The following is a 15984-nucleotide window of genomic DNA, read 5'->3' as shown; positions in this document are numbered from 1 at the left end:
CCAGCCCCGCGGCAAAGAAAACCCGCGGCCCCAAGCTTTTCGGAACTTGTAATTAATTAGTATCAGCGGAATGCTCCGTCATCCGAATCGGTTTGGGGGCAGACCGCTTGACGACGAGCGAATGGCTGCTGCCGCTGACCGGCGCTGTCGTGCACGAAACGATGCTGTTCGCCGCGATCGGCTTCGCGATCGGCGGGCTGGACGATTTCCTCGTCGACTTCCTCTTTCTGATCCGTCTGGCGGGCCGGCGTATCGCCCGGATCGAGACGCCGCGGCTTGCCCACCTAGCCCCCGCCGCGCAGCCGCTGGCGATCTTCGTCGCCGCCTGGGACGAAAGCGCGGTCATCGGCGCCATGCTCCGCACGGCGGCGGCGCGGCTAGGCGATCCGGGCTGGCGGCTCTATGTCGGCGCCTATCCCAATGATCGCGCGACGATCGACGCGGTGATCGAGGTCGCCGCGCGCGACGACCGCATCCGCCTCGTCATCGGGGACCGGCCGGGGCCGACGACCAAGGCCGACTGTCTCAACACGATCTGGCGGGCGATGCTGGCGGACGAGGCGGCGGAGGGGCGGGCGTTCCGCGCGGTTGTCCTTCACGATGCGGAGGATGTGGTGCATCGCGGCGAGCTGGCGGTCTATGCCCATCACCTGGAGGCGGGGGCCGCGGTCGTGCAGGTTCCCGTCCTCCCCCTGATCGACCAGCGGTCGCGGCTGGTCGCCGGCCACTATGCCGACGAGTTCGCCGAAGCCCATAGGCTGGCAGCGTAGTTTCGGGATGACGGCTTCCGCCCATTTGCGGACATTGTCCGACTGTTCGAAGCTGCTCCTTAGGAAGGGAGGGAATGGAAAAAGCCAAGCGAATTGTGACAGTAGCGCTGGGGTTTCTCGCGTCCTGCGCGACGACGGACTCCAGAGATGCAGACTCTATACTCTACAAAGCTTTCGGCGACCGGTGGGACTTACGTATTACCGCCAATTCGATCTGGCTTCGCGAACGCGTCGATAGGGGTAGCCTCGATTATTACGGACCAGTGCCGCCTCTCAACGTGGCGGCAGATGGAATGCGCTTAACGGGAGAATTGCTGCGCGAATACGTCGTCGCTGGGCTCGCGGAGGAGGACCGCCTCTCCTACGTAATCGAGATCACGGCACAGCCTTGTCACGATAGGAAAGGTCGGCTGTGGCCAACGAGCGTCAGGGTCAGCTTCGTCTCCGGATATGTTTCGTCCGGATGCGGCGGCTCTACGGCAAGCCTACATAGGTTGAAGCTTGATAACAGCAGGTGAGCTTACGTCTGCTTTCCTGCCCGAAGCGGACGCCGTGGTCGCCTGGAGCGATGCCAGAAAGCGGACGGGCTGCTTACGCCCATTACCGGACATCAGCAGGATCAGATGGCCAGCGACCTGCTTGAACAATTTCCGCGAGCCCGGCGACTGTTAGAGGCCGCAATTCTCGACCAAACCGCCGCGAAAACAACCACCCGCCACCTAGGAGCAGCGCTATCGCTAATCCCCACGCCACAATCGAAGGCCAATGCAACGCGGCTGCCAATGCGCCCGCTGCGCCACCACATACGATGATGGCAGGGATACCGATCAAGACCGCTCGTGGGCTCGAACCTTCAGTGTTGAAGAACACGCGCCATTGACGATTCAATTCTGTGAAGTCTGTGCCGAAACTCTCGTGCAAAGCCTCAAATATTTCCCCAGCGTCATCACCGTCGACGCCAAGATCGTGCAATAGCCGAGCGTCAGGCGTGACCTTGCGCTCGGGCACTCCTTGTCCCTCGATCAGCAGCTTGCGGACCATCGCTGATGGATTGTCACTCACAACACCATTCTTACCGTTGCAGCGGATGTCTGCAATCCTGCCCATAGCGGACGCCTGGGCCGAGCTGCGCTATGCCGCAAAGCGACCATTCCGCTTTCGCCCAATTGCGGGAGTCGCCGGGGACCGGTAGCTTTACGGCATGAACGAAGCTGCCGTGAGCGGGATACTTCTGACGTTGGCCTCAGCTATCGCGTTAGTGATCGGCTTCGCAACGGGCAAGATGCCGTTCAATTACAAGAGCTTGAATACCAACCGGGATGCGGCTCCAGCTATATTTTGGGCGTTCGCAGGCTCGTGGACGCTCTTTGCTATCGCCGGGATCGCCATCACAGTTCGCCACTGGAGCGTTTGACCGCTTTCCTGCCCGAAGCAGACGAAAGGGCCGGTCGGCGCGATGGCCAAAAGCGGCCTTTCCGCTTTCGCCCAATAGCGGACATCGCGTCCGTTTGGCATAACGGAAGCATGAAGGCTTATAAGATTGCCCCGCCCTTCAAGACGTTCGGGATTGCGGACGAGCGGACGTCAGATGCGATAAACCTCGTTGCGGAGATCGTCTTTGAGTGCCTCCGGCGGGGAGGAGACAGCTTTCAGTATTCCGTGGTTTGGGCCAATCCTGGTGAAGAGCCAGGCGGCATCTGCAACGCGGACATCGCGGTTCCCCATGTCTTTCGCCTCGAAACGGAGGATGCTCTTCGCAAGTGGTTGCGAAAGTCAGTTGATCCAAACACGAGCGGCGGTGGAGACGTTCGGTCGATCGCGACCTGCCGGACCGTTACATTTGGGTACGATGGGCAAGCCCTACTTTGTCTGCGTCATGACGATGCACCTCCAGTCTCTTCCGACCTGAAGCTCGCAACGGTCGAAGAACGCCCCGACCTTCTCGGCGAGACGGACTACTTTGATGGCTGGATCAAAGATGATTCGGATGAAGCGAACGGCAGCTAACCTGCCCATAGCGGACGCCCCCGCTGCAACTACGACGAGTGCGTAGCGCACGCTTGTTCTCATGACTCGCTGAAGCCCATAGGCTGGCAGCGTAGTTTCGGAATAACGGCTTCGCCCAAAAGCGGACGTCCAAAAGAGCAGTGGTCGCGCTTTAGCGGACGTGAGGTGCCGTCGCAAAAAGATGAGCTAATTGTGCCGACGCATTCCAATGCGCTGGCCTTTCGCTAACATGCCCTCTCCATGCGCAGGCCTCGTGCCACTCCGAGCGGTACGCTCGGATCGAGCCGAGAATCGTATCCCGCGCGCAAGACGAAGCGGCGGGATTATCATCGAACCCCGGCTCCCAAAGGCAGCACGGGCAGATTCCGAGAGGGATGCCGCCCCTGTCGTCATAGGCGTCCGTCACCACATAATCTGGAAAGCCGCATGCAGGGCATAGCAGCTTGCCCAAATCATCGCGGACGTTGAATCGACGAGGGTCAAACATCGTGCGTGCTTACGACAGGCCCAGTCTATTCTCTACCCTCGCGAGCTCAAAGCGGACAGCCAGCTTTCCTGCCCATAGCGGACGCCCCCGCTGCAATTACGACGAGTGCGTAGCGCACGCTTGTGCTCATGACTCGCTGAAGCCCATAGGCTGGCAGCGTAGTTTCGGAATGACGGCTTCCGCCCAAACTCCTACATTGTCCGGAGCGGGCTCGCAGCCTAACGCTGCGGGCGTATGTTGCCGATGGCTACCTCTCTAAATCTTCTTGAGCGTGATGTTGAGTGCTGGCGCGATGTTGTAGCCGGCGAACTCGCCACCTTGTGCAGCTCGTTGGCTCACCTTCCGGCCAACCTATGATACCGGAGACGAACACGATGAAGGCCTGCTATCCCGCTAGCTTTTCGGTTCAACCCGACGGCATCGCGGTATGGTTCCCCGATTTTCTCGATTGCACAGCTTCGGGGGACACCGCGGCCGAAGCGTTGGCCGAAGCGGAGAAGGCTCTCGCGAAGAAGCTCACGGAGATGGCTGGCTCTGGAGCGCCGGTGCCCAAGCCAAGGGATATCGGCGGCTTTTTGAGCCCGCCGGGCAGGGATGAGTCGTTTCGGTGTTTGGTTTGTTGCGACCGATCAGCCTGATCTGGCCGTAACAACAAGGGAGGTAACTTTGATGTGAGACGTCCCAGCCCAGCCCGCTTGGAGTTGATCGCGATCCTGGCGCTGCTTGTGCTCGCAATCGCATCGACCTTTCTGATGCCGGCGTAGGCGCCAGTCACTCGCTCCGTAGGCGTTCAATATGCCGACGGCCGCTCTTTCCCGTCCGCGCATTCGTACAATGTGTTGTTGACCATACCATGGCAAGGCCCCTGATCATGGGGTCAAGGCGTATTGCCAGTCCGCGCGGCTTAAGCGCGGTTCTTTGCCATTTAGCTAATCCAGCCGATCGCTTGATTCTTTAGCTCATTATAGCCCGCCTGAGTTCTCTTAGGCTTTGGATCTGGGTCCTTGTTATTTGATGAGCCTCAAGGCCGAGATCTGGTCGGCGATCGATTTGAACGTGCGCTGGAGCGCGGCGGGATCGTCGGCCTTAAAATAGCGGCCGGGCGAAGCGCAGTTTTGGAGCCGCGTCTCGGTCGCCGCATTTACGCCGCCGCCGAAGGACACGACCCAAAGCGTGATGTTCTTGTTGCGGATCGCCGCGCACAGCCCCTCCAGCCGGGCATTGATCTGGTCCGACAGCGAGGTGCGCTGGTTGAAGCATTCGCCCGCAGTGCCGACGTCGTTGGTCTGCCGCTTGTCGAAGAAGTGCAGGCCATAGGCATTGTAGTCGCACGGCGCGGATGTCGCGTCGCCGTCGGTCATGAAGATCAGGTGCCGCTCGATCTCGCCGCCCTGCGGCGTGTAGGCATTCTCGCTGGCGAAGATGCCGGTCGGCGACATGAGCCGTGCGCCCCAGACCATACCGATGTCATGATAGGTGTTGCCGCTCGCGACAAAGCTGTCGACATAGTTCTGAAATGCCGCGGCGTCGTTCCACTGCTGGAGCTTGCGCGCCTCGGTAGGGCAGTAATAGCCGTTATAGTCGCTGAAGCGGATATAGTTGGTCGAGGTCTTGTCCACCGTAGCGGCATTCAGCTGGTTCCAGCTCGAAGTCACCTGCCGCTCATAGATCGCGTCGGGAAGCGACGGCTTCCACCGCGTCGTCTCGTCACCCGCGCTGGGGACAAGGTCGATGTCGAGATCATTGGCGCCCGAGGGGATCGGCGTGTAGCTGGTCGCTTGGACCGTCTGGCGTTCCTCGATGCAGCCCGACCAGGGGATTGTCGCCATCGTCCCATCGTTGCCGATCTGAGCCGTGAAGCTGCTGTTGTAGCCGGTTCCGTTTTTCAAACCGCTGACATTCAGAGGTAGAAGCCCGTACTTCCACTGCGCCAGGTTCCGCTTAACCTCGACGTAGCAATAGGCAGTCAAACCCGACTGAGCCGGTGTGGCTCGATAGTTTGCGTCGGTCGTATTGGCTGGACCAACACCCGAACAGTTGTTCTGTGCGTTGCGGTAATAGTTGCCGTAAAACGTCCAGTCGGTCCATTCTTTGCCCAGGAACTGGCGCGTGTCGTAATTGGCTGTGTCTGCCATGTAGCTGGTCGGCAGCAGTTTTCCAACATTGACGTTGTTGGCGTAGGGGACGAAGCCGAAGCGCACCTGCACCTGACTGCCCGTGCCGCCGGACGGCGCGCCGCCGTCGCAATCGGCATTGGTGTCGAGCCGGGCGACGATCTCGTAAAAGCACTTCACCGCGGTCTTAAGGCCGTCGATCTTCGAATTGGCCGCGGGCACGCCGTTGTTGTTGCCTAGCGGGCAACTGGTATCGCCCGCCGCGCAGTTCATCGATCCGGTGATGTCGAGCACGAACATCACGTCGGTGTTGGGCAGCCGCATCTCGCTTTCGCAGGTGACGGTCAGCGTCTCGGTCGTCTTGCCCAGCACGCGCATCAGCGTCATTGGCAGGATCGCTGACGCAGTGCCCGTCACCTTGCCGGCGTTCTCCGAATAGCTCTTGGTGATCGTGTTCGAGCCATAGGCATCAGATGCGATGTTGGCGTCGAAGAACCGCTCGGCCATCGTCCGCGGCATGTAGCTCGACTGTGCCCAGGTGCCGCCGCCCATCGACTTGCGGCCTGCCAGCGCGCCGGCGTCGCAGGCGTGCTGAAGCCGCGTCTTGACGATGTACATGCGGCTGAGATCGAATCCGCCGCCGATCATGCCGCACAGCGGGATCAGCGCGGCTGCGACGATCGCGATCGTGTTGGCGCGCGTATCGCGGGCAAGGCGCGCGAGTGTTTCAACGCGCGCGCTCAACCTTAAACTCCCAAAAACACCCATCGCTCTTTTCCGCACACTCTTCGATGCGGATGACGAAGCCACACAGGTTTAAATGGCAACTTAAGATGGCCATTGTCGCCGGTGACTAAAAGGTATCACTAACTATCTAGAAATTTCCTTTCTCAAGCCGGCATCGTGAGTGATCATTCAGATTAACAGTATTATTTCAGGCAGATGCAGCGCTTCCTGAATCATCAGACTGTCGCCGTTGGACTCCCAATCATGTGCGAACGAGGGACGGCTCTCGACCGTCGGCGGCAGCGCCCTGAGGGGCGGTAGAATCTTGGCGCTAGGAGGTGTGGTCGATCCTGAGCGGCGACACTACGTCCGCTTTCCTGCCCATAGCCGACATAAACGCTGCAACTGCGACGAGTGCGGAGTGCGCTCTTGTGCTCAAGAATCGCCGAAGCCCACAGGCTGGCAGCGTAATTTCTCGACGGACGCTCTCGCGCGATTTTGGCGACATTCGCCACTGCCGGTTGAGCCCATAAGCATGACGCTGTCTGCTCAGATGCGCGAAACGCACTGTTACCCATCGGCGAGCCGCTGTTGCGCTCTAAACGAAGAGACCTGCATTCCGCTAATGATGCAGGCTATACTTGTGCTAGCAACATAGCCGAAATTAAGGGGGACGACTGACATGCCAAAGGCATTGGCTATCGGGGTGCTTTTCGTCGCATCATCAGCGGCAGCGAGCCAAACACCCTCCATCGACTGCACAGCACTCGGCGGCAGTCCAGCCTCCGGAGGGGGCTGCGTCTTTCCTAAGACGGGGACCGTCCCTGGTCGGCTTGGCGGTGGTCCCGACAGCCCCCGGGCACGTCGGCTTGTCCGGCCATCGATCGAAGAAGCCGCTGTTGCGCGCCGCGAGGTTACCGGTCCCGAAACGAACAATTTCGAAAAGGTTTCTGAACGGTATCGAGATCACTACAACGAGGGTAAGCTTGGCGATCCCCCTGGTTTTGGAATTGACACCGAGGGAACCGAGGGACGGATTGAGGTTCCCGACGGGTCGTTGGGGCCGGAGCCCACCGACAAGGAGCGAGAGTCGATGGAAAGGGAGGCTGCTCGCCCCGATCCGGAAAGTGCGCGAGAAGCCGATCGTGCTCTTCCAGAGAAGGAGAGCGCCGGAGACGTGGACCGCGCATCGGACCGAGAGAGGGGCAACGACAGCGGACCGAACAGTTGAACGGAGTTCCGTTCAAGAGGGGATATTTCAGACACGCCGCCGACCATTTTTTTGGGTGAAGCGCACCTTCGGTATGCAGGACCCACTGAAAATCGAAGGGCGCTGTGCATCTGCTCAGCGCCCTTCGTTTAGCCCGAGGCACATGCGGGCCGCGAAGCTTAGGGTGCGACGATGAATCTACCCAGCCAGCCAGTCATTACGACACCGTCATCAACTGAGACGGGAATGGGGTTGCCAGCTTAAGCGCCTCTTCGACCGGCGCGCGCAACCAAGTTGGCTCATCATCCGCGGTGAGGAGCACCGGCATAGCCTTCGGATGTATCGGCGCTACTAGCGGGTTCGGCTCACAGGTCAGAATTGCCATCACCGGGCCAGCATCGCTCGGCCGCCACACGCCGGCGAAGCTGGTGATCGGCTGCGACGGCACATCAAACCAGCGCTCAACCTTCGCACCCGTCTCGCCCTCCCACTCACAGAAGGTCGTGAACGGGACCAGGCAGCGACGCGCCGGGGCTTTCAGCGCGCTGCGCCAGAACGGTGACGCGTAATTGCGCACGTTCGTCACGGCCTTCTCGATCGACTTCCCGGTCTTACCCTTGATCGTCATCGGGAAGCCCCACGCCATCGGCTCGGCGATGCGCGCGTCGTCCTCCTCGCGGATCGTCCAGGCCAAGCGCTTCGGGAACAGCTCGGACGGCGGGAGTGTGAGATCGGGCGGGAAGCCGGCTATCCCGTATCGTGCGGCGAGCGCGGCTTGGTTCGCGGTCATGCGGTAGCGGTTGCATAGCCGCAAGATGCGCCGATCGACGAGGCCTCGGCAAGCCTATCCCCGCAACCGCGCCGCCAACTTCCGCCACTCCGCTTCCGTCCGCGGCGGCCGATCCATCGTCGGCCTCTGATGCGTCACCCGGACGAGATCGGGTCGAGCTCCACACCTTGAGCACCGGATGCGCTGACGAATAAAGGCGACCCGGCCATCCCAGCGTTGCACCATGAACAAGCGGTCCAGCCACTCTCCCGAGATCACCGCGCGGCGCTGGCACCCGGAGCAGCCGACGGCGAGATTGCCGCGCTTCCTGGCGATGTCGCCCAGCGTCTCGAATCGCGTGTTCGCGCTCATCCGCCCCGCCTGCCAATTCCAGAACGAAGAGGGAACATGCTATGTGTGCGGCGTGGCGAGTCGCCCACAGGAGATTTCGATGCAGGATCAACAACCGCGTTACGCGCCGAGACGCGAGCCGTTCGGCCGCTGGCTGCTCGCCCAGCGCAGCCGCGGCGACTGGATCGATTCACTAGCCGATGCCGCCCGGGCCGACCGCGCCTTTCCAAAGGATGGCGACGTCGAAGCCGTGCGCTTGCGCATGGGCCAGCTGGGCGCCGACCCGGACATGCTCGAGGCGCTCGAGGACGCCGAGCTGCACTGGCTGTCGCTATGAGGATCGTCACCTCCGCCGAGGCGCACGCCAACCTCGACGCCGCTGCCCAAGCCCTCGACTGCAGCCACACGATGTGCTCGCGCGCGCTCGGCCGCGGCGATGGCTATATCGGCCGGCACATCCGCGAGGGCGTCCCTGCACTGCTTTCTGATCGGGACGCACTGACGATCGCGGACTTTCTGGGCAGCGATGCGCGCCTGTTCGGTGTGGTCATGCCGCCCAAGCCGAAGCCCGTTTCGCAGCTACCGTGGTGGCGAAAGCCAATGCCAACGCGGTGAGACATAATAAAATTCCGGTTTTCAACTGCGATTTTCTTTGTTTATCTTTCCGTTGATAGCCGGGGGCAAAATTCGGTCTATCTCGTCTAGGCGCCAGTGGGGGAATCGAGATGAACGTTCAGAACAAGCCGGCCGAGCCCGCGTATCACCAGCATGCAATCTTCGACCGATGGGAGGAAGCGCGCCGGGTGTTCGAAGATCCCGCGTCCGATCTCGCCGCGGTCAAGGCTGCGATGCAGAGTGTGGTGCGCGATCTACTCGCAAAGGAGCGAGCTGCCGATCCATGTGAAGCTATGGGCATCAGCTGGAGGCCGCGACCCACCGATTAAGCGGCGTACTACTCCTGCCCATTTGGGAATTTGCGGCTCAAGGCTCGCTTCCAGCCGACCTTACCTCGCATGAATGTCGTACCAGTCACCTAGTGACGATCCGGATTTTGCAAGGTGGTGAAGCTTAAGCCACGTGGCATAGGCTTCGTCGAAAGAATGCCACCGGCCGGGAGTTGATTCGGCAAATGAGCCAGACGAACCGAACTCAAACTTCCAATCACCATCCGAACGCACACCTCTTAGCAGGCCTTCGGCAGCCAAAGAAATCCGTCGTAAACGGTAGGGTAGTTTCCGGTTGAGTGAAATCAGAGCTTGCGTTGGCTGAGACCAGCTGACTTGGCTTATAATCTTATACTCCTTGAAGCCAAGATCTCTTAGTAGCTTAAAGTCTCGATCGCCTTTCTCATACGACATTTCAATAGAAACATATCTTGGCCTTGTTTGTGGATCCATGCCCGCAAGGCAAAGCCAGTCATTTCCCTCGATGTCGACTTTACAGTATAATGGTATTCCGTGCTCTGCGACGATTTGATCGAAGCGAAGCGTCTTTACTTTAACCGAATGATGTTCTGCCCCGTTCCTGGAGGCAATTTTTCGGTCGAAAGAACTCCACTCGGATTTTGTGTCGCAAACCCAGAAGTCGAACTCACCGGCCTCTGCTGCCACCCCAACATTAAGTAGCGTATACTGTCCGGTTGCGATCTCATTGGAGAACATAAGTCGCAGCTGGTCCGCCAATGGCGGACTGGCCTCGATACCGACGACGCGAAACCCCTTATGGAGGTAATATGCGCTATCGGTTCCGACATTCACGCCAACATCGTAGATAAGATCACTCGGCACTGACTAGCCCCCCGCCAGATTGCGAATTAAATCTGACATGGATACATGAAAATTAAAAGGGTGATTTCTTTAGGCGTTCAAGATTGCAAGCAACGACATTGCGCATGTCTATGTACGGCCTATCCCAAGGAGACACTTAGGCGGTCCGACGTGCGCCGCGCCCAACGGCCGTCGAACCAACCAGCGAAGCGCTTCGTCACGGAACTGCCCGCGCGACGAGCGTGACCGTCGCGCCAGCGACGCTGCCCGAATAAAGATTGGTCAGCAGCCCGAGCAACGACGTCCGCCAGCAGTGGATCGTCACCGACGTCTGCGATCGGGCGGTGTAATTGCACGTGATCGGATTGGCCGTGTCCATCGCCTGGACCAGGTGAACGACCGCCGGCGCCTTCGTGAAACCGACGGCCGAATAATCCCAGGTTGCGTTGCCCGATGCGTCGAGCACGACGTCCTTCTGCGCCACCATCGCCTGTTGCGCGAGCTGGGCCTGCATCAACGCCATCTGTGATTGCATCGTCACCGTGTCCGGCGGCGGCACATACAGGCCCTGCGCCTCGGCCGGCGCAGCGAGGGCGAGGGTCAAAGATGCGAGCAGTCTCATTGCACCGTCACTCCCAGCAAAGCGGCGCGCAGCTGCCCGGCGCCGAGGCCATGGAAGGTCGCGCTCGGATGCGTGCCGTCGGTCGTCGGATAGTTGGCCGCGCCGTTGGTCAGCCATCGACCCGGGTTCGCCTGGTCTTCCCAGACGCCCGGCAGGTCGACCAGCGCGTCGATCGCGCCGCTGCTGAGCGCGGTCGCGAAATTGCCGTTGAGGATGTCGCGCTGGCCGCCCGGCGCCCAGCCCGTCGCCACCGACTGGTTGGCCGCCGTCGCCCAGCTGTCGGTCGAGCCGCTGCGCGGCTGAAGGCGGGTGCGGACGATCTTCTGCACGCCGGCGGCGCGATAGATCGACCAGAGTGACTGGAGCGCCGTGTAGGTGCTGCTCGCGGCGGTCGATCCCGGCCCGGTGCCGAAGTCGTTCGTGCCGAGCTCGTCGACAACGACGTTGGCGTAGGCCAGATACGGCGTCCAATAGGTCCGAGCCGTCGCGTCAAGCCAATGGCTGGTCGCGGTGCCGTTCCGGCTGAGGTTCAGGCCCGCGATCGGATTGCCATTGCTCCCGTCGACCTGCGCGCGCTGAAAGAAGCCGAAGCCCGTCGACTGCTGCGGATTGAGCGTATCGCCCTGCCCGTCGACGATGCTGTCGCCCAGCGCGATGACGCTAAGCGCGCCGCCGGTCGCGCACTTGCCGACCAAGACGGTCGGACCGTAGCCAATATTGAGGACGCTCTCGCCGCTTACAAACGTGAACGTGCCGGTGCCATAGATCGTCGGCGTCTGCGTCGTTGGGTCGAAATAGCTGGCATAGCCGCCGGTCATCCGGGACGCGACGTTGGTCAAAAGGTCGGACCCGGCGGGCAGGTTCACGCGGATGCGCGACCAAAGCAACGTGCCTTTCGGAATCGAGACGCCGAAGCCAAGCGCCGACGCCGGGATCGTGTCGGTCGCGCGCTGCTTGTCGCCGGCAACAATCGACGTCGACGACGATCCAGCGAAGGTCGCGGCGGTGTATGTGCTCGTGCCGTCGCGCTCGAACGCGAGCTGGTCGACCGTCATCGGCCCGGCCGGCAGGACGATGCCGTTCTGCATGCTCCAACCGTCGAACAGCGCGCGGAACTCGGTCACGTCGCAGCCGAAGCGCCACGGCACCCGGCCCTTGAACGACCGCTTCGTGCTGCCGATGGTCGCGGATGTGACGAGCGCATTCGGAATTCGCCCAGGCGAACGAACGCGCGCGCATCATCACCGCGATCGCGACGCAATGGGCCGACTTCGTCGCCGCCCGCCCGCTCGCGCCGCAGTCCGACCGCTGGCACGCGACCGGAGGGCGCGAGGGCGCGACCGAGCAGGAGATGCGCGACACGCTGGTGGGCATCCTCAAGATCGCTGCCAGCAAGCGCCCCGAGCTGCTCGGCGCCGTCGAAGCGCTAAATTGGTGGCAGCAGCCCGCCGACCGCTCGGCATGGCCCGTCAGCCGCCTGACGCGTGCGCACGGCGATGCCGATGCCGACCGCTTCTGGGCGGCCGAGCGCGAGGGGGCGTGATGGCGAGCACCACACCCCCCGACGTGATCGCCTTTGTCGAGGCGCTTGCGCGGATGCACGTTAAGCGCGACCTTGCCGCCGCGCGCAGCCCGAGGACCCAGAATGCGGACGGCCATCTACGCTCGGTTCTCGAGCGATCAGCAGAACCCGCGGTCCACCGCTGATCAGATCGCGCTCTGCCGAGCGCGCTGCGAGAAGGAAGGTTGGTCCGTCGTCGCGACGTTCGAGGATGCGGCCACCTCCGGCGCGGCCGGGATCGATCAGCACCAGCGGCCCGGTCTGTCCGCCCTGCTGGATCTGGTCGAGGCCGGGGCCGTCGACCAGGTGCTGGCCGAATCGACCGACCGCCTCTCGCGTCACGTCGCCGACGCCCATATGATCCGCGAGCGGGTCGAATTCGTCGGCGCCCGCGTTTTCACGCTGTTCGACGGCGTCGTCACCCCGATGATCGGCCTGATCAAGGGCTTCACCGACGCGCAGTTCCGCAACGACCTCGCCGCTCGGGTCAAGCGCGGGCAGCGCGGCACGATCCAAGAGGGGCGCAGCGCGGGCAGCATCAGCTACGGCTATCGACGCGCGAACCGCATCGACGAGCGCGGCGAGCTGATCCGCGGCCTGCGAGAGATCGACCCCGACCAGTCGGCCGTCGTGCAACGGATTTTCGAGGAATACGCCGCCGGGCTGAGCCCTCGCTCGATCGCGGGCCGGCTAAACGCCGAGGGCATCCCAGCGCCGCGCGGCGCGCTCTGGCACACGACGGCAATCCTCGGGTCGAAGAAATCCGGTTTCGGCGTCCTTCGCAACCAGCTTTACATCGGTCGCCTGATCTATGGCCGCACTCGCCAGGTCGTCGACCCGCGAACGCGTCAGCGCCGCATGAAGGTCAACACGACAGAGGAACCAACGGTGCAGGATGTGCCCGCCCTGCGCATCATCGATCAATCACTTTGGGAAGAGGTGCAGGCGCTGGTCGAGGGCCGCTCCTGGGGGCGGCCGGAGCGCCAGCGTCGCCCCAAGCACATCCTGTCGGGCATGGGCGTCTGCGGCATCTGTGGCGGGCCTTGGATCAAGGTGAGCGGCGACCACTGGGGCTGCGCGCATTTCCGCATGTCGAAGGCTTGCACCAACAACCGGCTGATCGCGACCCATCTCTACCAGCGGCGCGTGCTGGCCGAGCTTAAGGCAAACATGCTCTCGCCGGATGCGGTTGCCGCCTATGTTCGCACCTACCACCGCGAGCATGCCATCCAGTCCGCCCAGATCGCCGCCGATCGCGCGAAGATCGAACGCAAGCTGGGTGAAGCGACACGAAAGCTGCAGCGCCTGGTCGGCGCCGTCGCTGCCGGCGGCAGTGAGTTCGTCGAGATCCGCGCTCTCCTTGAAGAGGCCCGCGACGATCGCGATCGGCTTGCGAAGGAGCTGGCCAACGTCGACGCCCTGCCCAAGGTCCTCGCCCTGCACCCGCGGATCGAAGATTACTATCGGCAGATGGTCGAGCAGCTCGAGGACGACCTCGCCGACCCCGATGCCCAGCTGGATGCCATCCCGCGCTTGCGCGAGATCATCGACCGAATCGTGCTGACCCCGGGTCCTAAGCTACGGGGCGTTAAGCTAGAAGTCGTACGGCGCCTGGATGAGATCGTCCGCATGGCCACCGCCGAACCCCGCCGCGCGGAACTACGCTAACGCCCAATGGGGTGAGAGCCACGCCAAGCAGATGCTCGTGCGCCAGACGCTGGGCGCGGCAATGCCGCTGGCGGGCGTCGGCTGCGCGATCGATCGCGGCACCCTGGCCCGGATCGCCGCGACGCGCGGCGGTCTGCCGTTCGATCCGGGCTCGCTGACCGAGGATTACGAACTCGGCCTCGCCATCGCGCGCACCGGCGGCCGCGCAGCGTTCGTCCGCGTGCTCGACGGCACCGCGCCGGTTGCCGTCCGCGCCTATTTCCCCGCGACGCTCGAGGCATCGGTGCGCCAAAAGGCACGCTGGATGACGGGAATAGCGCTGGCCGGCTGGGACCGGACCGGCTGGGGACGCCCGCTGGCGATCGGCGACCACTGGATGCGGATGCGCGACCGGCGGGCGATCCTGTCGGTGATGGTGCTCGCCGCCGCCTATGTCTCGCTCGTGGGCTGGGCGGGGCTCGCGGTGGTCGATCTCTGGCGCGGGTCGAACACGGTCTCCATCGATCCGGCGCTCGCCGCGCTGCTCGGCCTCAACGCCTGGCTGCTCGGCTGGCGGATCGTCATGCGCGCGGCGTTCGTCGGTGCCGCCTATGGCCGGGTCGAGGCGCTCTGGTCGGTCCCCCGCATGGTCGTCGCCAATTTCATCGCGCTACTCGCGGCGCGGCGCGCGATCTGGCGCTATGTCGGGCTACTGCGGGGACAGGCGCTCCATTGGGACAAGACCGCGCACCATTTCCCCGACCTGCCGCGCGAGCCGGCATGAGCGCGCCCGCGGGACGCCCGCTCCGCTTCCTCGTCGCCGTGCTCGGCGGGTGGACGGCCCTGCGCGCGGCGATGCTGCTGCCCGAGGCGGCACAGCTCGGCCTGGTCAGCGCGGAGGCTGCGCCCGCGGGCACCGCCATCGCCTCGCTGCCGCCGCGGATGCTGGGCGAGTGGCCGGCCGTCGTGCCGTATCTTCGCCCGGCCCCTTTTGACACCACCCGTGTGGCGGCCCGGCCGGCCGCGCCCGCAGCGGCGATCCCCGGCCAATCGGTGACGCTGGCGCTGATCGCGCGGATCGGCTTTGGCGAGCCGCAGCGGCGCGCGCGGCCGACCCTGTCCGCGCCGTATGTCCCCTTGCCAGCGGCGCCGTCAGGCCGTCTCGCCCCGCCTGCCCGCGCCTTTGCCGCCGCGCCGCGCCTGTCGGGAAGCGGCTGGCTCGCGCTGAGGGACGGTGGCGGCGGGGCCAGCCTCGGCCCCGGCGGGCAACTCGGCGGGTCGCAAGGGGGCATCCGGCTTCGCTATGCGCTGGGCAGCGCGCGGACGCTGGCGCTGTCGGCGCGCCTCTCGTCCCCGACGCGCGGGCCGGGGCGAGAGGCGGCGCTGGGGCTCGAGTGGCGGCCGCGCGGCGCGCCGGTCGCGCTGATCGCCGAACAGCGTCTCGGGCTGGACGGCACGCCGGGTGGTCCGGCGCTGCTGGCGGTCGGCGGCCTTGCGCCGCGCCCGATCGCCGCGGGCTTCAGCCTGGAGGGGTATGCGCAGGCCGGCGGCGTCCTTCGCGGCGGACGGTCGGAGCCGTTCGCCGACGGCGCGCTTCGCCTTGCCGCGCCCGTCGCCAATGCGGGCCGGGACGGCGAGGTGACGCTGGGCCTCGGCGCATGGGGCGGGGCGCAGCGCGATGCGCAGCGGCTCGATATGGGCCCCTCTGCCGCGATCGCCTTGCCGGTCGGCGAGCGGCGCGTTCGCCTGACTCTCGACTGGCGACAGCGGATCGCCGGACGCGCGCGCCCCGGATCAGGCCTTGCCCTGACGATCGGCAGCGACTTCTGAACCATTGGGCGACCGGCGCGTTTCGCCGCCGATCCCAACCCCTTTCGGGATTGGTGCCTGTCGCGCACCGGCCGCGTCGATGCGTATCTCCGACGCGGCCGTACGGGGCTTCCAACTTGCACAA

General features: G+C 63.6%; 17 protein-coding genes. 11 read left to right on the top strand and 6 right to left on the bottom strand.

Going from position 1 to position 15984, the window contains the following annotated elements:
- Positions 1-107: 107 nt before the first annotated feature.
- Together FHR19_RS02615 and FHR19_RS17470 are read left to right on the top strand one after the other, a co-directional pair.
- On the top strand, positions 108-770 hold the full coding sequence (locus tag FHR19_RS02615) for a glycosyltransferase (RefSeq protein ID WP_246359262.1): 663 nt from the start codon (positions 108-110) through the stop codon (positions 768-770).
- Between the two features lie 74 nt (positions 771-844).
- Positions 845-1288: a hypothetical protein gene (locus FHR19_RS17470; protein ID WP_221228343.1), complete on the top strand. Its 444-nt coding sequence runs from the start codon at positions 845-847 to the stop codon at positions 1286-1288.
- An 82-nt stretch (positions 1289-1370) separates the two neighbouring features.
- Here FHR19_RS17470 and FHR19_RS02610 read toward each other — a convergent pair whose 3' ends face one another.
- Complete coding sequence (locus FHR19_RS02610) at positions 1371-1877, bottom strand: acyl carrier protein (RefSeq protein WP_184023928.1); 507 nt, start codon at positions 1875-1877, stop codon at positions 1371-1373.
- Positions 1878-1971: 94 nt separating this feature from the next.
- On the opposite strand from FHR19_RS02610, the gene FHR19_RS02605 reads away from it, so the two are divergent.
- Together FHR19_RS02605 and FHR19_RS02600 are read left to right on the top strand one after the other, a co-directional pair.
- Entirely contained in the window at positions 1972-2184 is a 213-nt protein-coding gene (locus FHR19_RS02605) for a hypothetical protein (RefSeq protein WP_184023926.1), read from the top strand.
- Between the two features lie 110 nt (positions 2185-2294).
- Positions 2295-2777 (top strand): hypothetical protein, encoded by a 483-nt coding sequence (locus FHR19_RS02600; RefSeq protein WP_184023924.1) that lies wholly within the window; start codon positions 2295-2297, stop codon positions 2775-2777.
- A gap of 1494 nt (positions 2778-4271) precedes the next feature.
- Here FHR19_RS02600 and FHR19_RS02590 read toward each other — a convergent pair.
- Together FHR19_RS02590 and FHR19_RS02585 are read right to left on the bottom strand one after the other, a co-directional pair.
- Positions 4272-6122, bottom strand: a complete 1851-nt coding sequence (locus FHR19_RS02590) for a TadE/TadG family type IV pilus assembly protein (RefSeq protein ID WP_184023901.1) — start codon at positions 6120-6122, stop codon at positions 4272-4274.
- A gap of 1409 nt (positions 6123-7531) precedes the next feature.
- Positions 7532-8128, bottom strand: coding sequence for an SOS response-associated peptidase (locus tag FHR19_RS02585; RefSeq protein WP_281375629.1), 597 nt, complete (start codon positions 8126-8128; stop codon positions 7532-7534).
- Positions 8129-8327: 199 nt separating this feature from the next.
- Between FHR19_RS02585 and FHR19_RS17590 the strand changes: the two genes are divergently transcribed.
- The 3 genes from FHR19_RS17590 (at position 8328) to FHR19_RS02570 (ending at position 9378) form a co-directional block, all read left to right on the top strand.
- Complete coding sequence (locus FHR19_RS17590; RefSeq protein WP_246359261.1) at positions 8328-8771, top strand: hypothetical protein; 444 nt, start codon at positions 8328-8330, stop codon at positions 8769-8771.
- Positions 8768-9049, top strand: coding sequence for a hypothetical protein (locus tag FHR19_RS02575; protein WP_184023895.1), 282 nt, complete (start codon positions 8768-8770; stop codon positions 9047-9049). Before FHR19_RS17590 ends, FHR19_RS02575 begins: the two co-directional genes overlap by 4 nt.
- Before the next feature lie 110 nt (positions 9050-9159).
- Positions 9160-9378: a hypothetical protein gene (locus tag FHR19_RS02570; protein ID WP_184023892.1), complete on the top strand. Its 219-nt coding sequence runs from the start codon at positions 9160-9162 to the stop codon at positions 9376-9378.
- Between the two features lie 60 nt (positions 9379-9438).
- Here FHR19_RS02570 and FHR19_RS02565 read toward each other — a convergent pair whose 3' ends face one another.
- From FHR19_RS02565 to FHR19_RS02555, 3 genes are all read right to left on the bottom strand, one after another.
- Positions 9439-10221, bottom strand: a complete 783-nt coding sequence (locus tag FHR19_RS02565) for an FkbM family methyltransferase (RefSeq protein ID WP_184023889.1) — start codon at positions 10219-10221, stop codon at positions 9439-9441.
- A gap of 196 nt (positions 10222-10417) precedes the next feature.
- Positions 10418-10822 (bottom strand): hypothetical protein, encoded by a 405-nt coding sequence (locus FHR19_RS02560; protein ID WP_184023886.1) that lies wholly within the window; start codon positions 10820-10822, stop codon positions 10418-10420.
- Positions 10819-11970 carry an SGNH/GDSL hydrolase family protein gene (locus FHR19_RS02555; RefSeq protein ID WP_184023884.1) on the bottom strand — a complete coding sequence of 384 codons (1152 nt, stop codon included), beginning with the start codon at positions 11968-11970 and terminating at the stop codon, positions 10819-10821. Before FHR19_RS02555 ends, FHR19_RS02560 begins: the two co-directional genes overlap by 4 nt.
- A 203-nt stretch (positions 11971-12173) precedes the next feature.
- On the opposite strand from FHR19_RS02555, the gene FHR19_RS02550 reads away from it, so the two are divergent.
- The 4 genes from FHR19_RS02550 (at position 12174) to FHR19_RS02535 (ending at position 15860) form a co-directional block, all read left to right on the top strand.
- Entirely contained in the window at positions 12174-12365 is a 192-nt protein-coding gene (locus FHR19_RS02550; RefSeq protein WP_184023881.1) for a hypothetical protein, read from the top strand.
- 102 nt (positions 12366-12467) lie between these two features.
- Positions 12468-14051 (top strand): recombinase family protein, encoded by a 1584-nt coding sequence (locus FHR19_RS02545; protein WP_184023878.1) that lies wholly within the window; start codon positions 12468-12470, stop codon positions 14049-14051.
- Complete coding sequence (locus tag FHR19_RS02540; protein ID WP_184023875.1) at positions 13999-14814, top strand: glycosyltransferase family 2 protein; 816 nt, start codon at positions 13999-14001, stop codon at positions 14812-14814. Before FHR19_RS02545 ends, FHR19_RS02540 begins: the two co-directional genes overlap by 53 nt.
- Positions 14811-15860 carry a hypothetical protein gene (locus tag FHR19_RS02535; protein ID WP_246359260.1) on the top strand — a complete coding sequence of 350 codons (1050 nt, stop codon included), beginning with the start codon at positions 14811-14813 and terminating at the stop codon, positions 15858-15860. Before FHR19_RS02540 ends, FHR19_RS02535 begins: the two co-directional genes overlap by 4 nt.
- Positions 15861-15984 lie beyond the last annotated feature (124 nt).

Source organism: Sphingomonas yantingensis, assembly GCF_014199325.1.
GTDB lineage: Bacteria > Pseudomonadota > Alphaproteobacteria > Sphingomonadales > Sphingomonadaceae > Sphingomonas > Sphingomonas yantingensis.
This window is presented reverse-complemented; position numbering and strand designations above follow the sequence as displayed.